Below are 24517 nucleotides of genomic sequence, written 5' to 3' on the forward strand. Positions count from 1 at the left end.
GGCGACCTCAGATTAGCCGAGATTCCCCAAAAGCAAAGCCGTATGACAGGAGTCACATCAGATTCTCGCGTGAGATTTCCTCGCTAGTCCCGTCGTGTAGTCGACCGCCCGACCGGCGGTGCCTTCAGGGGGCGAGGCATACCCACATCTCGCGAGGTACAGCTGATGCGAACCGATCGACACACATCGGGCCCGATGGTCCTGGTCATCGAGGACCCCTCCCGGCTGCGTCCGGAGGTCTGGCGCGAACTCGAAGCCGCCGGCCTACGCTCCTTCGCGGCCGCGGAGAACCCTGCCTCGGCTCCCACCGCCGTCGACGGACTTCGCGCCGCTCTCGACGCGGGTGACCTCGAGGAAGCCGAGCAGATCCTCCGCGCTTCCGGTCCGCAGCTCGCGGCCGACGAACCGGAGCTGTTCGACGGCCTGCTCGGCGGGGTCAACATCCTCGAGCTGGACTCGCGACCGGCGTTGCGCTGGTCGCTCGTCATCAGCGCGGTACTGCTGGGACGTCGCGACCGGCTCCCGGCATTGCTTCGCCACATTCTCAGCGATCACGACCGCCGCCGCGGAGCGGTGGAACGCGCCCTCACCCGGGGACTGCGATGCGCGGTCCAGCGCCGCCTCGCCCGCCCCGGTGCCGTCACGACGGCCGTCGCGCTCGACAGCATGCTGCACGACCTCACCCCTGAGGACCGACGAGTCCTGGGTCCCTGGCTTCCGGCCATGCACTACGAGTGCGGCATGGCACTGCTCGGCGGTGGCCGGGTCGTTCACGCCCACTCCGTCTTCGAGCGCGGTACCGAGGTCATGCCCGATCCGTGGTGGCAGCGGGTCCTGCTGTCGTGCGTGGCCATGACCGACCTAGTCCTCGGCCGCGTCAACGATGCGCGTCTGCGCCGAGAGGAGTGCCCCGAGGTGGGCCGACCGCACCCCTGCGACGACCTCATCCTCGCCCTCGATGCCGCGCTCGCTCTGGAGGACGACGACGTCGAACGCGCCCGTGCGTTCGTCGGCAGCATCGGTGCCGCGACGGAGCATCGCGGCGTCGTCGAGCTCGTCCGTGGCCTCGTGGACCTCACCGACGGGAACCCCCGGGTGGCACGGGAACGTTTCGTGAGCGGCGCGGAGGCGCTGACCGAGGGCATCGGCTGGGCCGACGTCCTCGGTTCGCTCACCATGCTGAGCGAGCTCGCCAGCAAGGGCCCGGTTGCCGTGCGTGCCGAAGGGACGGCCTCCTCGGTGATTCGTGCCCACGCCGCGCTCGCGTCCGGCGACCTCGATCTCGTTCGAGAGCTCGTCGGAGAGCTCAGAGACGACGGGCGGAATGTCACCCCGCGGCGGCGGCTCCACGCAGCCGTTCTCGAATTCGCGTTCGTTCGGCGTCTCGGCCAGGGCGAGGTCGCGGACCGGGTGGCCGAGCGCATCGTGGCGCTCGTCGAAACCCACGGCATCACGTGGCCGCTGCGGCTGCTCAGCCCAGGCGACGCCGAGGCGCTCGCCACGAGCACGGGTCTACGCTCCCTGCGCTCGCTGCTGCCGGCCGATACCTCGTCCCTGCGCTTGACCGAACGCGAACGCATCCTGCTGCGCGAGCTCGTCCGTGGCGGTACCGAGGCCGCCATCGCGGCTCGCCAGCACCTGTCGGTCAACACCATCAAGTCGCAACGCCGCTCGCTGTACCGCAAGCTCGGAGTCCGCGACCGCGATCAAGCCGTCGCTCGAGCACTGGAGCTCGACCTGCTCGGAGCCCCTCGCCCCGCTGCGGGCGGCCCCGTGCTGCGGCGTCAGGTGAAAGGCGGGGTGAAAAGGCCGTAGTTGCGGCGTCTCACCCCGTCCCCGTCACGAACGATCACTGCTGGAGCTCGCCGCCCACGCCGCGTCGGCAGTGTCACCCCCGGAAATGAAAGATCACCATGGAACCCCGCATGCCCAGAGAACGCTCGTTCAGGCGTTCAGTCCTCCTCGTCCTGGCTGCCGTCACCGCCCTGATCACCTCGGTCATGGGCCCGTCGGTGGTGGCTACCGCCGCTGCGCAGCCGGTCGACGAACCCGGCAAGGCCTTCGTCAACGTGACGAAGGGCAACGACTTCGGCGGACAGCCGCTGCACCCCGGCGACGAGTTCAGCTACACGTTCGTCGTGCAGTGCTCGAGCCTCGAGGTCGACTGCGTGAACTTCACGTTCACCGACGTCCTGCCCGAGGGCCTCGACATCACGGCGCTGCCGCAGAGCAACTCCACCCGCACCGTGACGTTCGACGAGGCCACGCGCACGCTGACGATCGTCTACCAGCAGGTGCTCCAGGCTCCGGTGGGCGCGACGGGTCTGACCGCGGGGGCGACCCAGAACTTCACCGTCGGGATGCGACTGCCGACCGACACGACGATCGCCGACGGCACCACGATCTCCAACACCGCGACGGTGACCGCCGACAACGCCGACCCGGCCGAGTCGACGAACGACATCACCGTCGAGGTGCCGAAGGTCGTGCGTCCGGTCGCCACCAAGTCGTGGACCGACGGTTCCGCGGTGGCGGGCAGCGACGAGAAGAGCACCGCGGTGCTCGGCGTGCGCAACTCCTCCTCCAGCTCCGCTCGCGTGGACGAGCTGACCATCACCGACGCGGCCGAGGCCACGTTCGAGCACTTCGACCTCACCGACGTCGAGCTGTCGCGGTTCCCGGCAGGAGCCGATCAGGCGCGTCTCGAGGTCCTGACCGGCGGCGCGTGGGTGCCCGCCGGAACCGTGACGGCCACCGGCCAGCTCGCCCTGCCCGGCGGAGTGAGCGCCGGCGACGTCACCGGTGTGCGCGTCGTGTTCACGAACTCCGCGGGCGCACCGCTTCCGTACGACGCGACCGGCGGCGAGGTACGCCTCGGCCTGCAGCTTCGCGAGACGTACCGCTCCAGTGGCGAGCCGTTGCGTCCGCAGGGCCGGGTGCGCGTTGACAACTGCGTCGAGCCGACCGCGGTCGAGGGCGACGGGACGCCCGTCGTCGGTGCTGCGGCCTGCGCTGGGTACGACATCCTCCCCGACGTCCTGGTCCTGGACGCCTCGAAGACGTTCTTCCCCGACGCCAACAAGAACTTCCAGCACGACCGTGGCGAGTACGCCGTGATCGGTGAGAACTCGCGCTCCTCGGCGCGGATCGACGTGCGTCAGCGCTCGCCGTTTCCTGTGAAGGAGATCGTCATCACCGAGCCGTCGGCCAACCCCGACGGTGAGTTCTCGAAGATCGACGTCGACACGATCCGCCTGCGCTTCCCCAACGGCGCGACCAACGCGACCGTCCGGGTCACCTACGACAACGCCCCCGCCACCACGACCGACTACGATCCGTCGCCGGCCACCCAGGTCATCGACGTGGCGAAGGACGGCTCACGGGTCACCGGCGTCGTCGTGACGTACACCGGCGAAAAGGACGGCGAGCCGTCGATCCGGACCGACGCGACCGCCGGCCTGGACATCTCCGGTCACCTCAACGACCTCGTGACCGATGCCGATCTCGCCGACGGAACCAGCCCGTTCGTCGTCAACTGCTACGGCTACAGCGGCACCGCCGGGCGCACCGACGGCACCGGCACCACGAGCGGCAGCGGATGCGCCAACCTCACGGTCGAGAAGCCGCGCAGCGGCGGTGAAGGCAACAAGTCGGTCGGTCAGACCGAGATCCCGCCGGGCCAGCCGGTCCCCTTCACGCTCCGGTACACCAACAACGGCAACATCCCGCTCGTCGACCCTGTCATCACCGACCCCGCGCCCGAGGCTGGCGGCATCCCGCCGAGCGGTCTCGGCAACCCGTTCTCGGTGCTCCGGCTGACCGACGCCCGGGTGAGTGGCAGCAATGCTGCCGACACGGCGATCGAGATCTACGATCCGCAGGTCTCCGCCTGGGTCGCCTACGACGGCGCCTCGGACGAGGTCGTCGAGCGGTCCATCGGCGTGCGCGCGGTGATGACCGGTGAATTGCTGCCGACGCAGTCGTTCACGCTCTCGATCGTCACGCAGCGGCGCGACGGGGTCGACGACGACGTCACGCTCGACAACTGCTTCGTCATGACCGCCGACGGGTACGTCGGTGCCCAGCCGTCCTGCTCGCCGCGCATCTCCACCAAGGAGACCCGTGACGCCGCCACGATCACCAAGAGCATCACGCCGTCGGTGCTGCCGCGGCCGATCCCCGGTCTCGCTCCGCAGCACTCGACTGCCCGGCTCCAGGCCAGCAACAGCGGCAACCTGAGCATGTCGCAGCTGCGCCTCATCGATGCGAACGAGGAGTTCTTCGATGCGGTGAACTTCGTGGACTTCGCCACGGTCAAGTTCCCCGCCGGCGCCAACCGGGTCACCATCGACGCGCTCGTCGACGGCACGTGGGTCGAAGGATCTCCGCGTGACAAGGCGGTGCTGCCCGACGGTGTCGCGGCCAAGGACGTCGTGGGCATCCGCGCCACGTTCACGCACTCCTCCGGCGAGTACCGGCTGACGCCGTGCGCCGACGCGAACCAGTGTGGCGGCGAGGTGAGCTTCCGCTTCGGCCTGCGCGAGACGCTGCGCAGCGATGCCGACGTGGCGGTGCCGGACGATCTGATCAACGAGCTGCACGGCGAGTACGTGACGCGTCTGCAGGACCCCGAGGATCCCCGTCCCGTCGACCCGACCCGCGCCACCGTCACGGTGAGCGAAGGCGACGCCCAGCTGTCGGTCGAGAAGACGCCGAACTCGTCGCTCGCCCCGGGCGAGGTCGCGCCGTTCCGGCTGAAGGTCACCAACACCGGGACGTCGAACATCACCGATCTGGTGGTCAAGGACGCGTTGCCGGCCGGCCTTCAGCTCGACGAGACGTTCGTCGGCGACGGCGGCCAGCCGTTCCGGATCATCGACGTCCAGGTGCCCGAGGGCACCGAGGACGTCCCGACGCCTGCCCTCACGCTGACCCGTGACGGCGAGCGGGTCAACCAGGCGGACTTCGACTTCTCGGTCGACGAGGACGGCAAGCCCTGGCTGCTCCGTCCGGGAACGACGTTCACGATCGAGATCCAGGTCATGCTCGCGCCGGGCGTGACCGCCGGCGAGGTCGTTGTCAACACCATGGGCGCCACCGGCAACGGCCCGAACTTCACCTGCGGCGGCGAGTCGCAGAACGACGGATCGTTCGGCGAGGGGCTGTACTGCACCGACACCGCCCATGTGACCGTCAAGGCCGGTGCGGCGTTCACCGCCCGCAAGTGGGTCGCCGGTAACCCCGAGCGCGGTTGGTACGACACCCGCGCACGCCAGGGTGTTCCGGTCGGCGATGCGTCCTGCCCGACGGTTACCGACGCGAACGGCGTGCAGTACACGTCGCACCCGTGCATTGCGCTGGTCGATCCCGGCGATCAGTTCCAGTACCTGCTCCGCGTCGTCAACGCGGGGACGGAGTCGGGAACGAACATGCGCATCGTGGACGTCTTCCCCGCCAAGGGTGACCGTGGTGTCTGGGTCGACCAGAACCGCGGCACGCAGTGGGACCAGCGCCCGACGCTCGCCACCGAGCCGGTCCTCAACGGCCCCGGCTCGATGACCACGAGCTACACGCAGGACGCGGACGTCTGCACGGACGATCTGCGCATGGGCGGCGCCGGCTCCTCGGCACCGGAGTGCCCGGCGTCGGCGTGGGAGGCGCAGTTCGGGCCGGACGTCACCGCCTCGAAGTTCGACATCGCGTTCGACGAGCCGCTGGCCCCCGGTCAGGGCATCGAGGTGGCGTACGCGATGACGACGCCGCTGGACGTCGAGCAGGTCGCCGATCCGACGATCGCGTGGAACTCGTTCGCGCACGCCGAGACGACGCTGCGCGGCAACGGCCTGAACGTCATGCCGCCGACCGAGCCGATCAAGGTGGGAGTGGGCACGGCGTACGGTGCGCTCGAGATCACCAAGTTGATCACGGACAACCCGTACGACCTCCCGGTCGACGAGCGGGCGTTCCCGGTCCACGTGACCTGTGAGATCGAGCCGATCGGCGGAACTCGCACGACCGTCGTCGACGAGGACTACGAGGTCACGCCGGGCGAGCCCGTCACGGTGACCGCGATCCCCGCCGGTGCCGACTGCCGCGTGTGGGAGACCGACGCTCTCGGCGGACAGTCCTCCGCCACGGAGGAGAACCCCGTCCGCGTGACGATCGAGCCGGGTCTCGGTTCGGCCTCGGTCGCGCAGGTGGAGATCGAGAACAGCTACGCCCCCGCGTCGCTGACCCTCGACAAGTCGGTGACCGGCACCGCGGCGGGCTACGCGCCGACCACCTTCGAGGCGGATCTGTTCTGCTCGGTCGACGGCCAGCCGGTGAAGGGCTTCGACCCGCTCTCGGTGACGATCGACACCACGGTCGACGACGGCCGGGTGACGGTCGACGTGCCGCCGGGCGCTGACTGCCGGGCGGTCGAGACGGAGACCGGCGGTGCGACCGAGGTCGTCTACTCCGGTACTGCCGAGACCGAGAGCGGTCAGCCGGCCACGATCGCGATCGAGAACCAGTTCCGCAGCGGTGGGTTGAAGATCGCCAAGGAGCTCGCGGGCCCGGGCGCCCCGAGCCTCGCAGGCGGCCCCTTCAGCTTCGACGTGCGCTGCTCGTTCCACGGTCGTGAGGACGTGTTCACCGACACCGTCACCTTGCAGGGCGACGGCGCGACCACGCTGCTCGAGTCCGAGGTCCTCGACGGACTGCCCGTGGGAGCGGACTGTGTGGTGACCGAGACCGACGCGGGCGGTGCCGATCAGGTCCCGGACCCGGTCACGGTCACGATCCCCGACGAGGTCGACGGTGAGGCCCAGGTCGTCGTCGCGGGCCTGACGAACGTCTTCTCCGCCGGCACCATCGCGGTGCACAAGGAGCTGGCGGGCGACGGCGCCGACGAGGCATACGCCACCGACGCCGAGTTCACGGTGCTGCTGCGCTGCGAGCGCGAGGTCGAGGGTGTGCGCACGACGGTCTACTCCGGTGAGATCGCGCTGCGTGGCGGTGACACCATCACCGTCCTCGGCACCGATGGGGAGCCGCTGCGACTGCCGCTCGGTACGCACTGCTTCGGCGAGGAGACCGTCACGGGTGGAGCGACCACCTCGGTGGTGGACCACGACTCGTACGAGGACGCCGCGGTGGTGGCCGAGGGCGAGGAGCTCCAGGAGCTGACGATCACCGCGACGAACACCTTCGACCTGACCGACCTCGCGGTGAGCAAGGAGCTCGCCGGCGCCGGTCGCGATCATGTCGGCGACAAGGAGTTCACCGTGGCGGTCACCTGCGTGCTCGATCAGGGCCGCGGTGAACCGACGGTCATCGTCGATGCCGAGGAGCACCGGATCTCCGGCGGCGAGACCATCCGGGTGGAGGGCCTTCCGGTCGGCGCGGACTGCTGGGCCGAGGAGACCGAGACCGGTGGCGCCGCCCAGGTCCAGGTCGAGGGTGGCACGATCGCCGAGCCGGCCGTCCTGACGGCCGACGAGGACAACGCGATCACGGTGACCAACACCTTCGCGGCCGTCCCTTCCGGCGACCTGCCGAACAACGGCGGTCCCACCTGGTGGTACCTGCTGGCCGGCATGGTGCTGGTGGCCCTCGGCGGCGGTATCACGACCCGCCGCCTGGCACGCCGCTGATCACCGTCCCGCGGCGCGGGCATCATGCCCGCGCCGTGGGATTCGGCGTTCTCAGCGGGTGGTTTCGACCGCAGGGATGATCCGGGCGATGAAGACGGCCGAGAGCCCGACGCCGACGATCGCGCACACCAAGAGCGCGTCGTAGGCGTTGCCGGTCAGCGCCAGGACGAGCCCCGCGATGGCGGGAGCCAGGCTTTGCGGCACGATCGTGGCGAGCCCGAGGACGCCGAGGTCGCGTCCGTGATCCTCGCGCGACGGCAGCACGTCGAGCATCAACGCGAGGTCGGCCGTCAGGTACAGCCCCCGTCCGATGCCTGCGACGACGGCGTACGCGACGAGCCCGGCCAGCCCGGGCAGAAGCAAGGCGAGCAGCAACCCTGACACGATGACCGCCGTCGCGATGAGCACCCATCGCACCCGCGCCCCCTTGACCCGGCGGCCGGCGACGACCGCTCCGAGGACGAGGGCCGCGATGTGCGCACCGACGAGCAGCGTCACGACCCGCCCGGCTTCTTCGGGTCCGCCGCCGGTGCGGTCCATCACGAGATACAGCAGGTAGCCCATCACGAGCTGGTGCCCCAGGACGAGCACGAAACGGCCGAGTAGGACGAGCCGGAAATCGCGGTCACGCCACGCGGCGAGCGCCGGGCGGGAGCGACGGGGCGCACTCGGCGTGACCCGTTCCCGGTTGGCCAGGACGAACCCTGCCATGCCGATCACCAGCAGCACGGCCAGCACCGCGTAGGTGCTGGACAGGTGCGCGACCGTGAGCCCGGCCGCGCCCGCTCCGAGGGCCAGGCCGAGCGCCGCGCCACCGCCGTAGAAGGCCGAGGCGCGAGGGCGTTCCCCTGCGGGGACCCGGTCCGCGACGACGGCGTCGAGCGGAGCCTCGACCACGTTGAGCAGCGGCTGCACGACGAGCCAGCCCAGCGCGATCATCACGACGGACTCGGCTCTGCCGAGGGCCACGAGGGCGACGGCCGAGGCGAGAGCCCCGCCCACGATCCACGGAGTCCGCCGTCCGAGCGGTGAGCGGGTGCGATCGGACAGCGCTCCGACCCAGGGATGCACGATCATCGTCAGCACGGATGATGCGGTCATCACGACCGCAAGGTGCGTCTCCTTGTCGCCCGGAGATGCCGTGGCGATCTGTGCCGGAACGAGGACCCCGGCGACCGCCGCGTACATGACATTGAGGGTCAGGCTCGCGAGCAGCAGCGACCAGGGTAAACGCCGATTCATTGTGAGCATTGTCGCTCATGGGGTGAAAAGCAGGGTGAAGTCCTCGGCGACCGCCCGAAAACGCTGTCAGCTCGGCGCAGGATCGACTGTTGGCGGACGCGCGCGTCTGCCCCGCGACCGCCCCCTCCGCGGCACCCCCATCCTCGCAAGGAGAGCAGTACGTGACGTCGTCAGGACGGCCGAAGCACGCCCAAGCCCCGAGTCCATCACAGCGTCGGCCCCGCCGCGCCATCGCCCTCGTTCTGGCGATGCTCATCGCCATCACGGGCGGCATCACCGCCGCCGGCGCCGTCGAGTCCACGACGCCGCCGGCGCAGAATCCGCCGCTGCCGGGTCAGTGCGAACTGGATCTGGCGATCAGCATCGACCTGTCCAACTCGGTCACCGATCCGCAGTTGGCGCAGATGCGGCAGGAGATCAGCGAACTCGCGACCCGCCTGACCGGGTACCCCGTCCGGATCGCGCTTCACACCTTCGCCTCGAACGCGCCCGCCACCACCGCGGGTGCCAACCAGCCGCTGCCGCTGACGTCCTTGAGCACCGCCGCGGGTGCCCAGACGATCGCGCAGAAGGTCAACGGCATCCAGCGTCCGCAGCGCGCGGAGGGCGGAACCAACTGGGACCGCGCCTTCGCCGCGGTCACCGCGTCCGCGGAGCAGTACAGCGCCTTGCTGTTCCTCACCGACGGCAACCCGACCCAGTACGGAAGCCCTGCCCAGGGTCCCGGCAACTCCACGAATGTCGAGACCATCACCCGCGCCGTGCAGAGCGCCAACGCGTTGAAGGCCAAGGGCACGCGCATCATCCCGATCGGCCTGACCGACAACCTCAGCGGTGAGCAACTCGAGGCGTTCTACGAGCACATCCGTCAGGTCTCCGGACCGAACGAGCGCAGCGACTTCTACGTCGGCGGCTTCTCCGGACTGCAGTCCACCCTGATCGACATCGTCAACACCAACTGCGCGACGCTCGAGCTCGCCAAGGAGGGTTCGCTCGCGGAGGGCGCGCTGGGCTTGCCCGGCGACACCGTGAACTACGACTTCACGATCACCAACAACGGCAGCGTCCGGCTCACGGACGTCGCGCTCACCGACGCCCTCCCGGGCCTGTCGCAGATCGAGTTCGCCGCGTGGCCGGGTGCTGCGGGCACGCTCGACCCCGGCCAGTCGGTCATGGCACGTGCGACGTACCAGCTGACCGAGCCCGACGTGGAGCGCGGCACCGTCCATAACACCGCCACCGCGACCGGCCAACCGCCGGCCGGCTCGCCCGTGGGCGACGAGGACCCGGCCGACGTCGTCCTTCCCGAACTCGCGCCGGCGATCACCCTCGTGAAGAACGGTGCCCTCGCCGACGGCGACACCGGACGAGCCGGCGACACGGTCGAGTACGACTTCACCATCACCAACAGCGGCAACCTTCCGCTGACCGACGTGGCGCTCGACGATCCGTTGCCGGGTCTCTCCGACATCGTGTTCGGTGCGTGGCCGGGTGCGGAAGGCACCCTCGAGCCCGGCCAATCGGTCACGGCGACTGCCACCGCGCCCGTCGCCCAGGCCGACGTCAACGGCGGCTACCTGCGTAACACGGCGACGGCCAGCGGCGTTTCGCCGACGGGCCAGCGGGTGGAGCACACCGACGATGCCGAGGTGGAGTTGGCGCAACTCGCCGCGATCGACGTCGTCAAGACCGGCCGGCTCGACCCCGAGGCCGAGGGCCGCGCCGGCGACCTCGTGGAGTACGGCTTCACGGTCACCAACACCGGCGACGTGACGCTGACCGGCGTGGCGCTCGACGATCCGTTGCCCGGTCTGTCGGACATCGTGTTCGGCGCGTGGCCGGGTGCTGCGGGCACGCTCGAGCCGGGCCAGTCGGTGACGGCCACCGCGACGTATCGGCTCACCCAGGCTGACGTCGACGCCGGCACGGTCGACAACACCGTGACGGCAACGGCCGCACGCCCCAACGGCGATCCGGTGGAGAACACCGACGAAGAGACCATCGCCATCTCCCATGGACCCGCGATCGACGTGGTGAAGTCTGGCGCGCTGGCCGACACCGCACAAGGTCGCGCCGGTGATGCGGTGGATTACACCTTCACCGTGACCAACACCGGCAACGTGACGCTGACCGGCGTGACGCTGGACGATCCGTTGCCGGGTCTGTCGGACATCGCGTTCGGCACGTGGCCGGGAGCCGAGGGACGGCTGGCCCCGGGTCAGTCCGTGACGGCCACTGCGACGTACGCGCTGACCCAGTCCGACGTGAATGCCGGGCAGGTCGACAACACCGTCACGGTGACGGGCACGCCGCCGGTCGGCGACCCCGTGGAGAACAGCGACGCCGATGTCCTCGACGTTCCGCAGCTGCCGCGGATCGATCTGGTCAAGACCGGCGAACTCGGCGTCGACGCGCAGGGCCGCTCGGGTGACCGGGTGGAGTACGCGTTCGAGCTGACCAACACGGGCAACGTGACCCTCACGGACGTCGCTCTCAGCGACGAACTGGAGGGCCTGTCGGACATCGCGTTCGGCACGTGGCCGGGCGATGACGGCACCCTGGAGCCGGGTGAGTCGGTCACCGCGACCGCCACCTACGCCCTCACGCAGGCCGACGTGGATGCCGGTGGCGTGGACAACACGGCCACCGCCTCGGGCACCGCGCCCACCGACGAGACGGTGAACGACGGCGCGACCGCCCGAGTCGACGTGCCGGCGGCACCCGCGCTGGAGCTGGACAAGACCGGCGCACTCGCCGACGGCGCTACGGCGCTGCCGGGCGACACGGTCGAGTACGAGTTCCGGGTCACCAACACCGGCAACGTCACCCTCGACGCCGTCGCGATCAGCGATCCGATGGAGGGCCTCTCCGCCCTCAGCTACGGCACATGGCCGGGTGACGAGGGTGTCCTGGCGCCCGGCGAGTCCGTCGATGCGACGGCGACGTACACGCTCACGGCCGCGGACCTCGATCGCGGCGACCTCACCAACATCGCGAGCGCGACCGGCACTCCGCCGAGCGGACCTGCGGTGCTGGACGAGGACGAGCACGAGCTCGCGCTCCCGCAGCTCGCCTCGATCGACCTCGTCAAGGACGGCGCACTCAGCGACGGCGCGGAGGGTCGAACGGGCGACACCGTGGAGTACGGCTTCACCCTGACCAACACGGGCAACGTGACCCTGACCGGAGTCACCCTGGTCGACGAGCTCGAGGGACTCTCGGACGTCGTCTTCGGCGCCTGGCCGTCGGCCGAGGGCGTGCTGGCTCAGGGCGAGTCGGTGAGTGCGACGGCGACCTACCCGCTGACGCAGGCCGACGTGGATGCCGGCGGCGTCGACAACGTGGCGACGGCGACGGCGCAGTCCCCTGCCGGCGACCCCGTGCGAGACGTCGACGACGCGCGGGTCACGGTGACGCCGGGACCGGCCATCGAGCTCAGCAAGACCGGTTCCCTGTCGCAGGGCGCGGTCTCGCAGGCCGGCGACGCCGTCGCCTACGAGTTCCAGGCGACCAACACCGGCAACGTGACCCTGCGTGACGTCGCCATCGAGGACGCCCTCGAGGGTGTCTCGGAGCTGACCTACGAGTGGCCCGCTGCCGAGGGCGTCCTCGCGCCCGGCGAGTCGGTCAGGGCGACCGCCAGCTACGCGCTGACGCAGTCGGATCTGAACGACGGTGAGGTCGTCAACAACGCGACCGTGACGGCCACGCCGCCCACGGGTGACGACATCGAGGACAGCGCCGAGGATGTCGTCGACCTTCCGCAGCAGCCGCTCATCGGGCTGACCAAGACCGGTCACCTGCCCGACGAGGCCGAGGGACGCGCCGGTGACAGGGTCGACTTCGACTTCGAGATCGAGAACACCGGCAACGTCACCCTGACCGACATCGTGCTCACCGACGAGCTCGAGGGTGTCTCGGAGGTCGAGTTCGGCACCTGGCCCGAGGGGGCCGGCACGTTGCAGCCGGGCGAGTCGGTGGACGCGTCGGCGACGTACGACCTGACCCAGGCGGATGTCGACGCGGGCGGCGTGCTCAACACCGCCAACGTCACCGGACTGTCGCCGATGGGCGCGCGGGTGACCTCGGTCGCGGATGCTCCGGTCGACGTCGCTGCCGCTCCCGCGATCGAGCTGGAGAAGACCGGCGGGCTCGCCGACGGCGCCACGGCGGTGCCCGGCGACATCGTGGAGTACAGCTTCTCCGTCACCAACACCGGCAACGTGACGTTGTCGGACGTCGCGGTCGACGACCCGAAGCCGGGCGTGTCGGAGCTCGACTACACGTGGCCGGGTGAGCCAGGTGTCCTCGCTCCCGGTGAGAAGGCCACGGCGACCGCGACCTACCCGGTCACCGCCCTCGATCTCGACGAAGGCCTGCTGGAGAATGCAGCGAGCGTGACGGGCACCCCGCCCGGCGGCAACCCGCCGGTCACCGATGAGGACGAGCACGACGTGACGCTGCCCCAGCTCCCGTCGCTCGACCTGGTCAAGACGGGCGTGCTGGCCGAGGGCGGCGAGGGCAAGGCCGGCGACGCGGTGAACTTCACGTTCACGCTGACCAACTCCGGCAACGTCACGTTGACCGACGTCACCGTCGCTGACGAGCTCGAGGGTCTGTCGGACATCACGTTCGGCGCCTGGCCGTCGCAGGAGGGCACGCTCGCTTATGGGGAGTCGGTCACCGCGACCGCGTCCTACGCGCTGACCCAGGCGGACGTCGACGCCGGCAAGGTCGACAACACCGCGACCGCTTCGGCGCTGTCGCGCCTCGGCGCGGTCACCGAGGAGGTCGAGGACGCGGACGACGTCACGGTTCCGGTCGAGGCCGGCCCGGCGATCGCGCTGCAGAAGTCGGCCACCCTCGAGCAGGGCGCCGCGTCGAAGGCCGGTGACACCGTCACCTACCGCTTCGAGGCGACCAACACGGGCAACGTCACGCTGACGGACGTGTCGATCGCCGACGAGCTCGAGGGCCTGTCGGAGATCGAGTACGCCTGGCCGGCCGAGGCGGGCGTGCTCGCGCCCGGCGCGGTCGCGACGGCGACGGCGACGTACACGCTGACCCAGGCGGACCTGGATCGCGGGGAGCTGGTGAACCACGCCGTGGCCTCTGGCACCTCGCCCCAGGGTGATCCGGTGGACGGGGCGGACGAGGAGCGCACCACGCTTCCCGGGCTGACCGGCCTCGCGATCGAGAAGTCCGGCACGGTCGAGGGCGATCAGATCCGGTACACCTTCGACGTCGAGAACACCGGAACGGTCACGTTGTCCGGGGTGGAGGTGCGCGACGGGCTGCGCGGCCTGTCCGACGTCACCTACCGGGACTGGCCGGGTGAGGCCGGGGTCCTGGCACCGGGCGAGAAGGTCGTCGCGGAGGCGACGTACGCGCCTACCGAGGCCGACCGCGCTCGCGGCTACGTCGACAACCACGCGACGGTTGTCGGCATCCCGCCGGGCGACGGCGAGGCGGCAAGCGCGGAGGACTCGGTCCGGGTGCTCGTGACCGAGCTGCCCGACGCCGGTGCGCCAGACGTTGCCTTGTGGCTCGTCATCATCGGCCTCATCGCGCTGCTCGGCGGTGGCGCACTGATGACCCAGCGCTCACGGCGCTGACAGACCCCCACGGCGCGGGACAGCTCCCGAGGCAACCCGCGCCGTGGGCTAGGGGGGCGAGGGCCCGTTTCCGTCCGAGGGAGTGGCGGGGCGGGCCCTCTGTCCTGTGCGGACGGAATGCCTGTACCGGCCGTGCCGTTGTGCTGACCATGACCTCTGCCTTGTTCGAGCCGCTGACCGTGCGCGGCGTGACCGCCCGTAATCGCATCTGGCTCGCGCCGATGTGCCAGTACTCCTGCGTCGAGCAGGACGGCGTACCGACCGACTGGCATCTCGTGCACCTGGGCTCGCACGCGATCGGCGGATTCGGGCTCTTGATCACCGAGGCGACGGCGGTCGTGCCCGAGGGACGGATCAGTCCGGAGGACACCGGCCTGTGGAATGACGTCCAGCGCGACGCCTGGCGTCGCATCGTCGACTTCGTTCACGACCAGGGCGCCCCCATCGGAATACAGCTGGCGCACGCCGGTCGCAAGGCCTCGACCTACGCGCCCTTCAGCGAGGCGGGCGACGGGTCGGTCCCGGCGAGCGAGGGCGGCTGGCAGACCGTCGCCCCGTCGGCCCTCGCGTTCCCCGGTTACGACGCGCCGCGCGCCCTCACCACCCAAGAGGTGGCCGCGCTGCCCGCCGCGTTCGCCGATGCCGCCCGGCGCGCGGACGAGGCGGGATTCGATCTGATTGAGATCCACGCCGCTCACGGCTACTTGCTGCACCAGTTCCTGTCTCCGCTGTCCAACCAGCGCTCGGACGAGTACGGCGGTGACTACGACGGGCGCACTCGCCTCGTCCGGGACGTCGTGGACGCCCTCCGCGCGGTGTGGCCCGAGGACAAGCCGCTGGCGATCCGGTTCTCCGGCACGGACTGGCTCGAGGGCGGCTGGACGATCGAGGAGACCGCCAAGCTCACCGCCGAGTTGACCGAGCAGGGCGTCGACGTCGTCGACGTCTCGTCCGGTGCGATCCTGCCGGCGCAGATCCCCGTGGGCCCGGGCTATCAGGTCCCGTTGGCGCGCGAAGTCCGGTCCGGCTCCGGCATGCTGACCGGGGCCGTCGGCCTCATCACCGAGCCGGAGCAGGCCGAGCGCATCGTCGCCGACGGGGACGCGGACCTCGTTCTGCTGGCCCGGGCGGCGCTACGGGAACCGGGCTGGCCCCTGCGCGCCGCGCACGAACTCGGCATCGCGCGCAAGGACGCGCCCTACGCCCCCCAATACCAGCGCGGAGCCTGGCGCTGACCACATAGGTGGTCGAGTAGCGACCGAGGGACGAGGGAGCGTATCGAGACCACGTGACGCAACCTGGTCTCGATACGTCGGTCGCTGAGCGACCTCCTACTCGACCACCTATCGCCGGGATAGGTGGTCGAGTAGCGGCCGCCCTTCGATACGCCGCTCGTTCCTCGCGGCTACTCAGGAACCGGGACGAGGCAGCAATGGAGCCGCGGCTAGGCCCCTGCTGAGTCCTCCCGTCCGTCAGCGGGCGAGGTCTCCTTGGTCGGAGCCGAGGGTGACCTGCACCTGCTCTTGCTGGCCGTCGCGCAGGATGGTCAGCGTCACCTCGTCCCCGGGCTGGTAGCCGCGGATCGTGGCGATCAGCGCCTGGTTGCTGGCGACCGGATGGTCGTCGACGCTCGTCACGATGTCGCCCTCGCGCAGACCGGCGTCATCGCCGGGTCCACCGGGCTCGACGTCCGCCACCCGCGCTCCGATACCGGTGATCTGGTCGTCGCCGGTGGCGTTCTGCACCGTGATCCCGATCCGGGCGTGTTCGACCGTCTCACCATCCAGAATCTGGGCGGCGACGTTGCGAGCCAGATCGCTCGGGATCGCGAAGCCGAGACCGATCGAGCCGCCTTCGATGCCCGAGGAGCGGATCGCCGAGTTGATGCCGATGACGCGTCCCTCGAGGTCGACGAGGGGGCCGCCGGAGTTGCCCGGGTTGATCGCGGCGTCGGTCTGGATCGCCGGGAAGGTCGTGATGGTGTCGGTGTCGCTGCTCTGTGTTCCCGGTGAGACGGGACGGTTCAGTGCCGAGATGATGCCCTGGGTGACGGTGGACTCCAGGCCGAACGGCGAGCCGATCGCCACGACTTCCTGACCCACCCGCACGTCGCTGGATCGGCCGAACTCCGCCGGAGTGAGGTCGGAAACGCCGTCAGCCTGGATCACTGCGATGTCGGTGGCGGGGTCGCGACCGAGGATCGTCGCGTCGGCGTTGGTGCCGTCGTTGAAGGCGACCGTGAGCGTGCCGCCCTCGGCCGCCGCCTCGACCACGTGGTTGTTGGTGAGGATCTGGCCGTCCTCGCTGATGATGACGCCCGTCCCCGAGCCGCCCTCGCCGCCGCCGGCGAAGTTGATCTGCACCACGGACGGCATCAGTTTCTGGGCGACCTGCTCGACCGTGCCTGCAGGCAGATCCGAGGAGGCCGGGTCGTCGAGCGACGTGCCGGTGTTCGTGCTGCGGGGAGAGAGCCCCGAGTCGTTCGAGAATTCGTCGTAGAGGGCCGCACCGCCCACGCCGGACGCACCGGCGAGGAGAACGATGCCGATGACCGCGGCGACGAGCCGTCCACGACGAGTCGGCGGGGTCGCGCCCGCGTTCGCCGACGTCGCATCGGAGCCGGGAGGCGGAGCACCGAGGACGGTGGTGTGCTCGCTGTCCGGGCCGAACGGCTCGCCCTGCGGAACATGCGCCTCGCGGGCGGTGTCCGGTCCGCGCGGTGGAACCGCCGGGCCGCTGGGCTCGTGGGAAAAGCGCGCGGTGTCGTCGTCGCGGCGGTTCGGGTCGAGCGGGTCGCCGTGCGGTTCCGCGGGCGGGGTGGGCTGTGGTGGCTGGTCGCTCGCGGGGCCGGTGGGCTCGGTGCGGCGGTTCGGGTCGAGCGGGTCGCCGTGCGGTTCCGCGGGCGGGGTGGGCCGTGGCGGCTGGTCGCTCGCGGGGCCGGCGGGCTCGGTGCGGCGGTTCGGGTCGAGCGGGTCGCCGTGCGGTTCCGCGGGCGGGGTGGGCCGTGGCGGCTGGTCGCCGGAGGGGCCGGTGGGGGAGCCGGCATTCTCGTCCCCACGCGCCGGCGTGGCCGGGCTGGCGGGGTCCTGGGGCCCACGCGGGCCCGTGGGCGGAACGTAAGGACGGTCCGCGTAGGGATCGTGAGAATCGGTCATGGTCCTACATTCTCCCCCGTTGCTGAGACGGTCATGAAAGCCTGGTGTGAGGCAGCGAAAAGGTCTGCTCCACTCTGTCAGCCTTCCGAGGCAGGCGCGAGCGGTAGCCGCAGGGTGAACGTGGTGCCCCGGCCCACGGTCGAGTCCACCTCCACCGATCCGCCGTGTCGGTCGGCGGCGCGCTGCACGATCGACAAGCCCAACCCCGAGCCCGGCAGCGAGCGCGCGGCCGTCGAACGGTAGAAGCGCTGGAAGACGTGCGGGAGGTCCTCCTCGGCGATGCCCGGACCCTCGTCGGCGATGGTGAGGACGCCTGAGTTCAGCCGCACCGCGACGGTGCCGCCGGCCGGGCTCCACTTCGCCGCGTTGTCCAGCAGGTTGGTGACGGCGCGTTCAAGCGACTGGCTTTCGCCGACGACGCGGCTGTCGTCGAGTTCGACGTCGAAGGCCAGCTCCGGGGCTCGCAACCGCACGCGGGCGACCGACTGGTTGACGACCTCGGCGAGATCGAGCGGTTCGGGGTCGCGATGGAGCGGTTCGTCCCGCGCGAGTTCGACGAGATCGCCGATGAGTGTCGTGAGTTCGTCCAGCTGAGCACGGACGTCGTCCATGAGTTCGCGTTGCGACTCCGGACTCAACTCCCGGTCGGGATCGCCCGTGGCCTGACGCAGCAGCTCGATGTTGGTGCGCAGGCTGGTGAGCGGGGTGCGGAGCTCGTGGCCGGCGTCGGCGATGAGCTGGCGCTCGCGTGACTGGGAGGCATCGAGCGCCTGGAGCATCGCGTTGAACGAGCGGGTCAGACGGGCCAGTTCGTCGTCGCGAGACCCCCACGTCTCGATCGGCGTCAGATCCCCGGTCGAGGCGATGCGTTCGGTGGCAGCGGTGAGCCGTCGAACGGGTCGCAGGCCGTTGCTCGCCACCGCCCACCCGGCGGCTCCGGCCAGGGCGATGCCGGCGAAGCAGGCGAGAACCAACACGACCGCGAGCCGGTCCAGTGCTTGCTGGGTGGATTCCATCGACTGAGCGAGCACGAACGCCCTTCCCGGGCCCGCCTGAACCGCCACCACCCGGTAGCGCTCGCCGCCGAGCTCCACCGTCCGGGCCGACTGCTGCTCCTGGCCGAGGGCGACTCCGAGCTCGTCGATGCCGTAGGGGATGCCGTCGTTGCCCTGCTGGAAGAACCCGCCACCGCTGCGGACGAAGACCGTGCGGATGCCCATGAGGTCGAGCAACTGCTGCGTGCCCGGGTCCGAGAGCGCGGAGGCGCTCAGTCCCGCGGCGACCGCGTCGTTGGCCCGGTTCACGAGCGCCTCGTCGACGGAGCCGATGAACTCCGAACGCACCGTCACGTACAGGAGCGTGCTCAGGCTGGTGAGCACGAGCGCCACCGAGACGGTGGTCAGGATCGCGACCCGCCCAGCGAGGGAGAGGCGCGAGGTGATGGGACTCAGCGCGTCGTGAAGCCAGTCGAGCAGCCGGTCGGCAGCATCACGGGCCATGCTCACGGCGGCGTCTCCCGCAGGACGTAGCCGACACCGCGGACGGTGTGCAGCAGTCGGGGCTCTCCCTCCGCCTCGATCTTGCGCCGCACGTATCCGACGTAGACCTCGAGCGAGTTGGCCGTCGTGGGGAAGTCGAAGCCCCACACCTCCTCGAGGATGAACGAGCGCTCGAGCACGCGTTTGGGTCGGCGCATGAACAGTTCGAGCAGCGCGAACTCGGTGCGGGTCAGCGAGATCGGCCGGTCACCTCGGCGGACCTCGCGGGTGGCGGGATCGAGCGAGAGATCGGCGAACTCGAGGGCGGGCTCGGGTGCGTCGTCCTCGGTTCCGCCGGTTCGGGTCGCGCGGCGCAGCAGGGCGCGCAGCCGTGCCAGGAGCTCCTCGAGGGCGAAGGGCTTGGTGAGATAGTCGTCGGCGCCAGCGTCGAGCCCGTCCACGCGATCGGTCACCGCGTCGCGCGCCGTGAGCACGAGGATCGCGACGTCGTTGCCCGCTGATCGCAGGGCACGCGTCGCCTCGAGGCCGTCGAGCCGGGGCATCATGACGTCCATGACGATCGCGTCGGGCTGGACTTGGGGGACGCGAGCGAGGGCCTCGGCGCCGTCGGAGGCCAGTTCGACGTCGTAGCCGTTGAACTCCAACGAACGCCGCAGCGATTCGCGGACGGCGCGGTCGTCGTCGACCACCAGGATGCGCATGTGCTTAGTGTGCCGCGTACCCCTGAGAGTGCCCTGAGCACACCCCGCCGCGGCGCTAGGGCCGGTGTCGACGACTCAGGCCGAAGGTGACGAGCACAGCGAGTGTCGTCGGTACGGCCAGGCCCAGGAGCGCCCCGGCGGCCACGTCGTGGAGGTAGTGAGCGCCTTGCATGACCCGGCCCGCGGCGACGACGGTCGCGACGACAACGGCTACCGATGTCGCAACGACGTGCCGCGTGGCGATGGCGATGAAGAGCACCGCCCCGAAGGCCAGGGTGGCGTGATGGGACGGGAACGACCAGTCTCCTGGTGGGGGACAGCTGCCCGGCAACGCCCACCGTTGGCACGGGCGGTCTTGCGAGACGACCACCTTGCTCGCCTCGCTGAGGGCGTAGGCGAGGACGACGCCTGCGGCAGCGCTCCCGAGTACGACGCGCGGCCGCGCGGCATCCCGCCAGGCACGGAGACCGGCCGCTGCGGTTCCGAGCGCGAGAACGACGAGCGCTGCCTCGGAGAGCAACTCGACGCTGGGCACCGCGGCGAACGTCGAGGTCAGTGACCGAGTGACAACGACACTCAGGCTCTCGGGCCAGGGCATCACCAGCAGGGTGACGCCGAAGACGGCTACGGCGGTGAGAAGGGCGCGCTGATCGCGCGCGATGAGCGCTTGCATCGACCCCACGTTAGGCAGCGCCCAGCGGCTTCGCGTCAGCCCGAGGGCGTACCGGTGTCACTCCACAGAAGGAGCCGCGTGTCGTTCAGGAGCGGCCGTCGAGGAGGCTCTGTGCCGCGGCGGCCGCGCGGGCGCCGTATCCGCCGCCGAACAGCACCGCGTGCACGAGCAGCGGGTGCAGCTGGTGCAGCGCGACCCGCTCGCGCCATCCCTCGGCGAGCGGCCACGCCTCGTCGTACGCCTCGATGACGCGCTGCAAATGCGGCGCGCCGAACAGTGCGAGCATGGCCAGATCCGTCTCGCGGTGGCCGCCGTGGGCAGCCGGGTCGATGACCCAGACCCGACCCTCCGATCCCCACAGCACGTTTCCCGACCACAGGTCACCGTGGAGGCGTGCGGGTTCTTCGGCGGGGCCGGAGAACGCGTGGATGCGGCGCATCACCCGTTCGATCGTCGACGCTTCCTCCGGCGTCAGCGCGCCGCGGTCGAGGGCGGCGCGGACGTACGGCATGACGCGCCGGGAGGCATAGAACTCCTCCCACGTGGGGAGGGGGCGGTTGGGAAGCGGGGCGAGGCCGACGTAGCCGTCGCGGTCGGCACCGAAGTGCGGAGCGCCGGCGCGGTGGGTGGCGGCCAGCTCGCGGCCGAACTGCTCGGCCAGTTCGGGGGTCGGCTTGCCGGGCTCGACCCAGGCGAGCACCAGGCACTCGTCGTCGACGCCGAGCACCTCGGGCACCGCGACGCCCCCGGCCTCGCTCAGCCAGCGCAACCCCTCGGCCTCGCGGCGGAACATCCCGGCCGGCGCCTGCGGGCGCGTCTTGATGACGGCGTTGCGACCGTCGGTCAGCCGCAACCGGGTGGCGGTGCAGATGTCGCCGCCGGCGACCGGGGTGGTGGACACGACGGGGGTTCCCACGAGAGCCTCCGCACGCGCCGCCGTCCCTGCCATCCGAGCCATGGTCACGACGTTACCGGAGGGGTCGATCAGCCTCGCCGGGAAGCCGAGAGCAGCCCCGGGAGCTGCTCGACGATGGCGTCGGTGGATCGATCGATCATCTCCATGACCATCCGGAACCCCTCGTCGCCGCCGAACCACGGATCGGGCACCTCGAGGTCGTCCGCGGAGGCCTCGGGATCGAAGCTGCGGAACATCCGTAGCCGCTCGGTGTCCTCGGCGGTGGGCGCGAGCGCGGCCATGTCGGCGTAGTTGCTGTCGTCCATCGCCAGCAGCAGGTCGTTCTCGGCGTACCAGTCGGCCGTGAACTTGCGGGCGACGTGGCGGGACGCGTCGTACCCGGCGTCGCTCAGCACGGTGGCCGCACGCGGGTCCATCGGATCGCCGGTATGCCAGCCGCCGGTGCCCGCCGACACGACCTCGACCCTGTCGTCGAGGCCGGCGTCGGCGATCTTCTTCTCCAGCACGACGTGCGCCATCGGCGAACGGCAGATGTTGCCCAAGCACACGACGGCGATGCGATAGCGGTCGCGGCTCACGGATCAGTCTCCGATGATGGCGCGCACGACGGTCTGGGCGACCGAGATGACGACCGACGCGAGCACGGCCCACCAGAAGCCGTCGACGAAGAACGCGAGGTCGAACTGGTCGGTGATCCACTCGGTGAGCAACAGCAGGAGCGCGTTGATCACCACGAGCATGAGTCCGAGCGTGAGGATGATGAACGGCAGCGACAGCAGCTTGACCACCGGGCCGACGATGGACGTGACGATGGTGAAGACCAGGCCGACGATGACGACGGTGAGGACGCGATTGAGCGTGGACTCGTTCGGGTCGCTGATGTTCATGTGGTCGCCGAGGATCAGCGCGGCGAAGGCCAGCGCGACACTGCTCGCGAACCACGTGGAGAGGAAGCGTTCCATGCGGCCATTGTCGCAGGCCGACGGCTGCGGTGCCCGTACCGTCAGGGCGCGGCGGGGACGTTCTCCCCGCGCACGAGCCGCGCGCTCTGCGCGACGACGACGCCCGTGAGCACGACGACGACCCCGATCGTCTGCGCGGTCGACAGCACCTCGGTGAACCACAGCCAGCCCACCACGAGCGCGACGACCGGCTCCAGCATCGCGACGACGGACGCGCGCGTGCTCGGGACGAACTGCATCGCCAGGAGGTACAGGAAGAACGGTGCCACGGTGCCGAGCAGCACGATGTAGGCCATCGGCAGCCAGCCGGGGACCGTGACGTCCTCGAACCGACCCAGCAGAGCGGTGTCCTGTCCGAGCACGTCGAAGGCGGTCCAGAACGGTTCGTAGAGGTTCACGGCCACCGCCGCGATGCCGAACGACCAGACCACGGTCTGCAGCGGGCTGGAGGTCGCGCCCTCGTGGGCGGTGAGCGCCTCGCCGAGCAGGAAGTAACTGGCGAGGCACGCGGCGGAGAGCAGTCCGACGAGGACTCCGATGCCGTCGAGCGTCAGACCGCGCCACACCTGTCCGACGAGCGCCAGGCCGACGAGCGAGACCACGATCGCCGGGTAGAGACGCGGATGCACCGGTTCGCGGCGGACGAATCGGACCCACAGCACGACGATCGCCGGTGCGAGGTACTCCAGCAGCAGCGCGACGCCGAGCGGCAAGCGGTTGACGGTCACGTTGTAGGTCGCCTGCGCCCCGAGCACGCCCGCGATTCCGAGGGCGACGACGAGCACGAACGCGCGGCCTCGCGGCACCCGGAAGGCGGTGCGGTCCACGAGCGCGGCGAGCAGCCAGAACGTCAGCGCGGCGCCGGTGAGCCGGAAGGCGGTATAGCTGTCGATGCCGAGGCCCGCCTGGACGGGCACCCGCGAGACCCCGGCGTTGACGCCGAAGATCACGGCTGCCGTCACCACCAGGGCGTATCCGATCACCGGTCGACTCACCGGCCCATCGTCGCAGAGGGCCGGACTAGGGTGACGCCATGGCTTTCCCTCGTCCCCGATCGGTGTTCGAGCGCCTTCCGGCATACCGCGCCGGCAAGCCTGCCTACAGCGACGCATACAAACTCTCCAGCAACGAGAACCCGTTCCCGCCGCTGCCATCGGTGCTGGAACGTGCGTCCACCGAGCTCGGCCGCATGAACCGGTATCCCGATGCCGGGATGGCCGCGCTCTATCGGTCGCTCAGTGCTCGGCTGGGTGTGGAGGAGGACCAGCTCGCCGGCGGGACGGGCTCGGTCGGCGTGCTGTTCACGCTGCTGGCGGCGTTCTGCGAGGCCGGGGACGAGGTCGTCTATCCCTGGCGCAGCTTCGAGGCATACCCGATCGCGGTCGATCTCGCCGGCGCGACCGGCGTGCCGATCGCGTTGCGAGACGACGCCTCCCACGACCTCGACGCGATGGCCGACGCGATCACCGAAGCGACGCGGGTCGTACTGGTGTGCTCGCCCAACAATCCCACCGGTCCCGTGGTCACGCGTGACGAGTTGGACGCGTTCCTGGCCCGCGTGCCCTCGGACGTGCTCGTGGTGATCGACGAGGCGTACGCGGAGTTCGTCCGCCATCCCGCCGCGGTGCGCGGCCTGGACGCCCTCGCCGGCCGGGACAACCTCGTCGTCCTCCGCACGTTCTCCAAGGCCTACGGGCTGGCGGGCCTGCGGATCGGCTTCCTCGTCGGGCCGCCGGCGATCGCGTCGGTCGTGCGTACGGCCACGGCGCCGTTCGCGGTGACCGACATCGCGATCGCGGCCGCGGTCGCCTCGCTCGAGGCGGTCGACGAGCTCGAGCAGCGGCTGGAGGCGATCGTCGCCGAGCGCGAGGACGTGATGACCGCGCTGCGTGCGGACGGGTGGGACGTTCCCGACACCCACGCGAACTTCGTGTGGCTGCCGCTCGGCGCCGACTCCCTCGATTTCGCCGCTCACTGCGCGCCGGTGTCCGTGCGGGCGTTCGACGGCGAGGGAGTGCGGGTGACCATCGGTGACCCCGAGATCAACGCCGAGTTCCTGACGGCCGCCGCGCGCTGGCGCGCCGCCCGCTGAGGCTGGCCCCCGGCCAGTCCAGCGG

The 24517-nt window shown here is 70.4% G+C and carries 14 protein-coding genes; 5 read left to right on the plus strand and 9 right to left on the minus strand.

Annotated elements, in window-relative coordinates; genetic code table 11:
• Positions 1–165: 165 nt before the first annotated feature.
• The gene (locus D9V41_RS02635; RefSeq protein ID WP_121792947.1) at positions 166–1815 is read left to right on the plus strand and encodes a helix-turn-helix transcriptional regulator; all 1650 of its coding nucleotides are present in this window, start codon (positions 166–168) and stop codon (positions 1813–1815) included.
• Between the two features lie 110 nt (positions 1816–1925).
• A complete protein-coding gene (locus D9V41_RS02640) occupies positions 1926–7637 on the plus strand; it encodes a DUF5979 domain-containing protein (RefSeq protein ID WP_121792948.1) in 5712 nt (1903 codons plus the stop codon).
• 51 nt (positions 7638–7688) lie between these two features.
• On the opposite strand, the gene D9V41_RS02645 is transcribed toward D9V41_RS02640, so the two are convergent.
• Positions 7689–8879 (minus strand): MFS transporter, encoded by a 1191-nt coding sequence (locus tag D9V41_RS02645; RefSeq protein WP_166375881.1) that lies wholly within the window; start codon positions 8877–8879, stop codon positions 7689–7691.
• Positions 8880–9040: 161 nt separating this feature from the next.
• Here D9V41_RS02645 and D9V41_RS02650 point away from each other — a divergent pair, with 161 nt between their 5' ends.
• Entirely contained in the window at positions 9041–14494 is a 5454-nt protein-coding gene (locus D9V41_RS02650; protein ID WP_133434090.1) for a DUF7507 domain-containing protein, read from the plus strand.
• A 149-nt stretch (positions 14495–14643) separates the two neighbouring features.
• Positions 14644–15729 carry an NADH:flavin oxidoreductase/NADH oxidase gene (locus D9V41_RS02655; RefSeq protein ID WP_121793039.1) on the plus strand — a complete coding sequence of 362 codons (1086 nt, stop codon included), beginning with the start codon at positions 14644–14646 and terminating at the stop codon, positions 15727–15729.
• A 237-nt stretch (positions 15730–15966) separates the two neighbouring features.
• Here D9V41_RS02655 and D9V41_RS02660 read toward each other — a convergent pair whose 3' ends face one another.
• The 8 genes from D9V41_RS02660 to D9V41_RS02695 all read right to left on the minus strand — a co-directional run bounded on the left by D9V41_RS02660 (position 15967) and on the right by D9V41_RS02695 (position 23395).
• Positions 15967–17649 carry a S1C family serine protease gene (locus D9V41_RS02660; protein WP_121792951.1) on the minus strand — a complete coding sequence of 561 codons (1683 nt, stop codon included), beginning with the start codon at positions 17647–17649 and terminating at the stop codon, positions 15967–15969.
• 77 nt (positions 17650–17726) lie between these two features.
• Entirely contained in the window at positions 17727–19148 is a 1422-nt protein-coding gene (locus D9V41_RS02665) for a sensor histidine kinase (protein ID WP_121792952.1), read from the minus strand.
• A 2-nt stretch (positions 19149–19150) separates the two neighbouring features.
• Positions 19151–19849 carry a response regulator transcription factor gene (locus D9V41_RS02670; RefSeq protein ID WP_121792953.1) on the minus strand — a complete coding sequence of 233 codons (699 nt, stop codon included), beginning with the start codon at positions 19847–19849 and terminating at the stop codon, positions 19151–19153.
• 55 nt (positions 19850–19904) lie between these two features.
• Complete coding sequence (locus D9V41_RS02675; protein ID WP_121792954.1) at positions 19905–20522, minus strand: phosphatase PAP2 family protein; 618 nt, start codon at positions 20520–20522, stop codon at positions 19905–19907.
• 85 nt (positions 20523–20607) lie between these two features.
• Positions 20608–21480 (minus strand): fructosamine kinase family protein, encoded by an 873-nt coding sequence (locus D9V41_RS02680; RefSeq protein WP_121792955.1) that lies wholly within the window; start codon positions 21478–21480, stop codon positions 20608–20610.
• A gap of 26 nt (positions 21481–21506) precedes the next feature.
• Positions 21507–22016: a low molecular weight protein-tyrosine-phosphatase gene (locus D9V41_RS02685; RefSeq protein WP_121792956.1), complete on the minus strand. Its 510-nt coding sequence runs from the start codon at positions 22014–22016 to the stop codon at positions 21507–21509.
• A gap of 3 nt (positions 22017–22019) precedes the next feature.
• Positions 22020–22400: a phage holin family protein gene (locus tag D9V41_RS02690; protein WP_121792957.1), complete on the minus strand. Its 381-nt coding sequence runs from the start codon at positions 22398–22400 to the stop codon at positions 22020–22022.
• A gap of 41 nt (positions 22401–22441) precedes the next feature.
• Positions 22442–23395, minus strand: coding sequence for an EamA family transporter (locus D9V41_RS02695; protein ID WP_166375882.1), 954 nt, complete (start codon positions 23393–23395; stop codon positions 22442–22444).
• Between the two features lie 38 nt (positions 23396–23433).
• Between D9V41_RS02695 and D9V41_RS02700 the strand changes: the two genes are divergently transcribed.
• A complete protein-coding gene (locus D9V41_RS02700) occupies positions 23434–24492 on the plus strand; it encodes a histidinol-phosphate transaminase (RefSeq protein WP_121792959.1) in 1059 nt (352 codons plus the stop codon).
• The last annotated feature ends 25 nt before the right edge of the window (positions 24493–24517 follow it).

The organism is Aeromicrobium phragmitis (assembly GCF_003674095.1).
Taxonomy (GTDB): Bacteria; Actinomycetota; Actinomycetes; order Propionibacteriales; family Nocardioidaceae; genus Aeromicrobium; species Aeromicrobium phragmitis.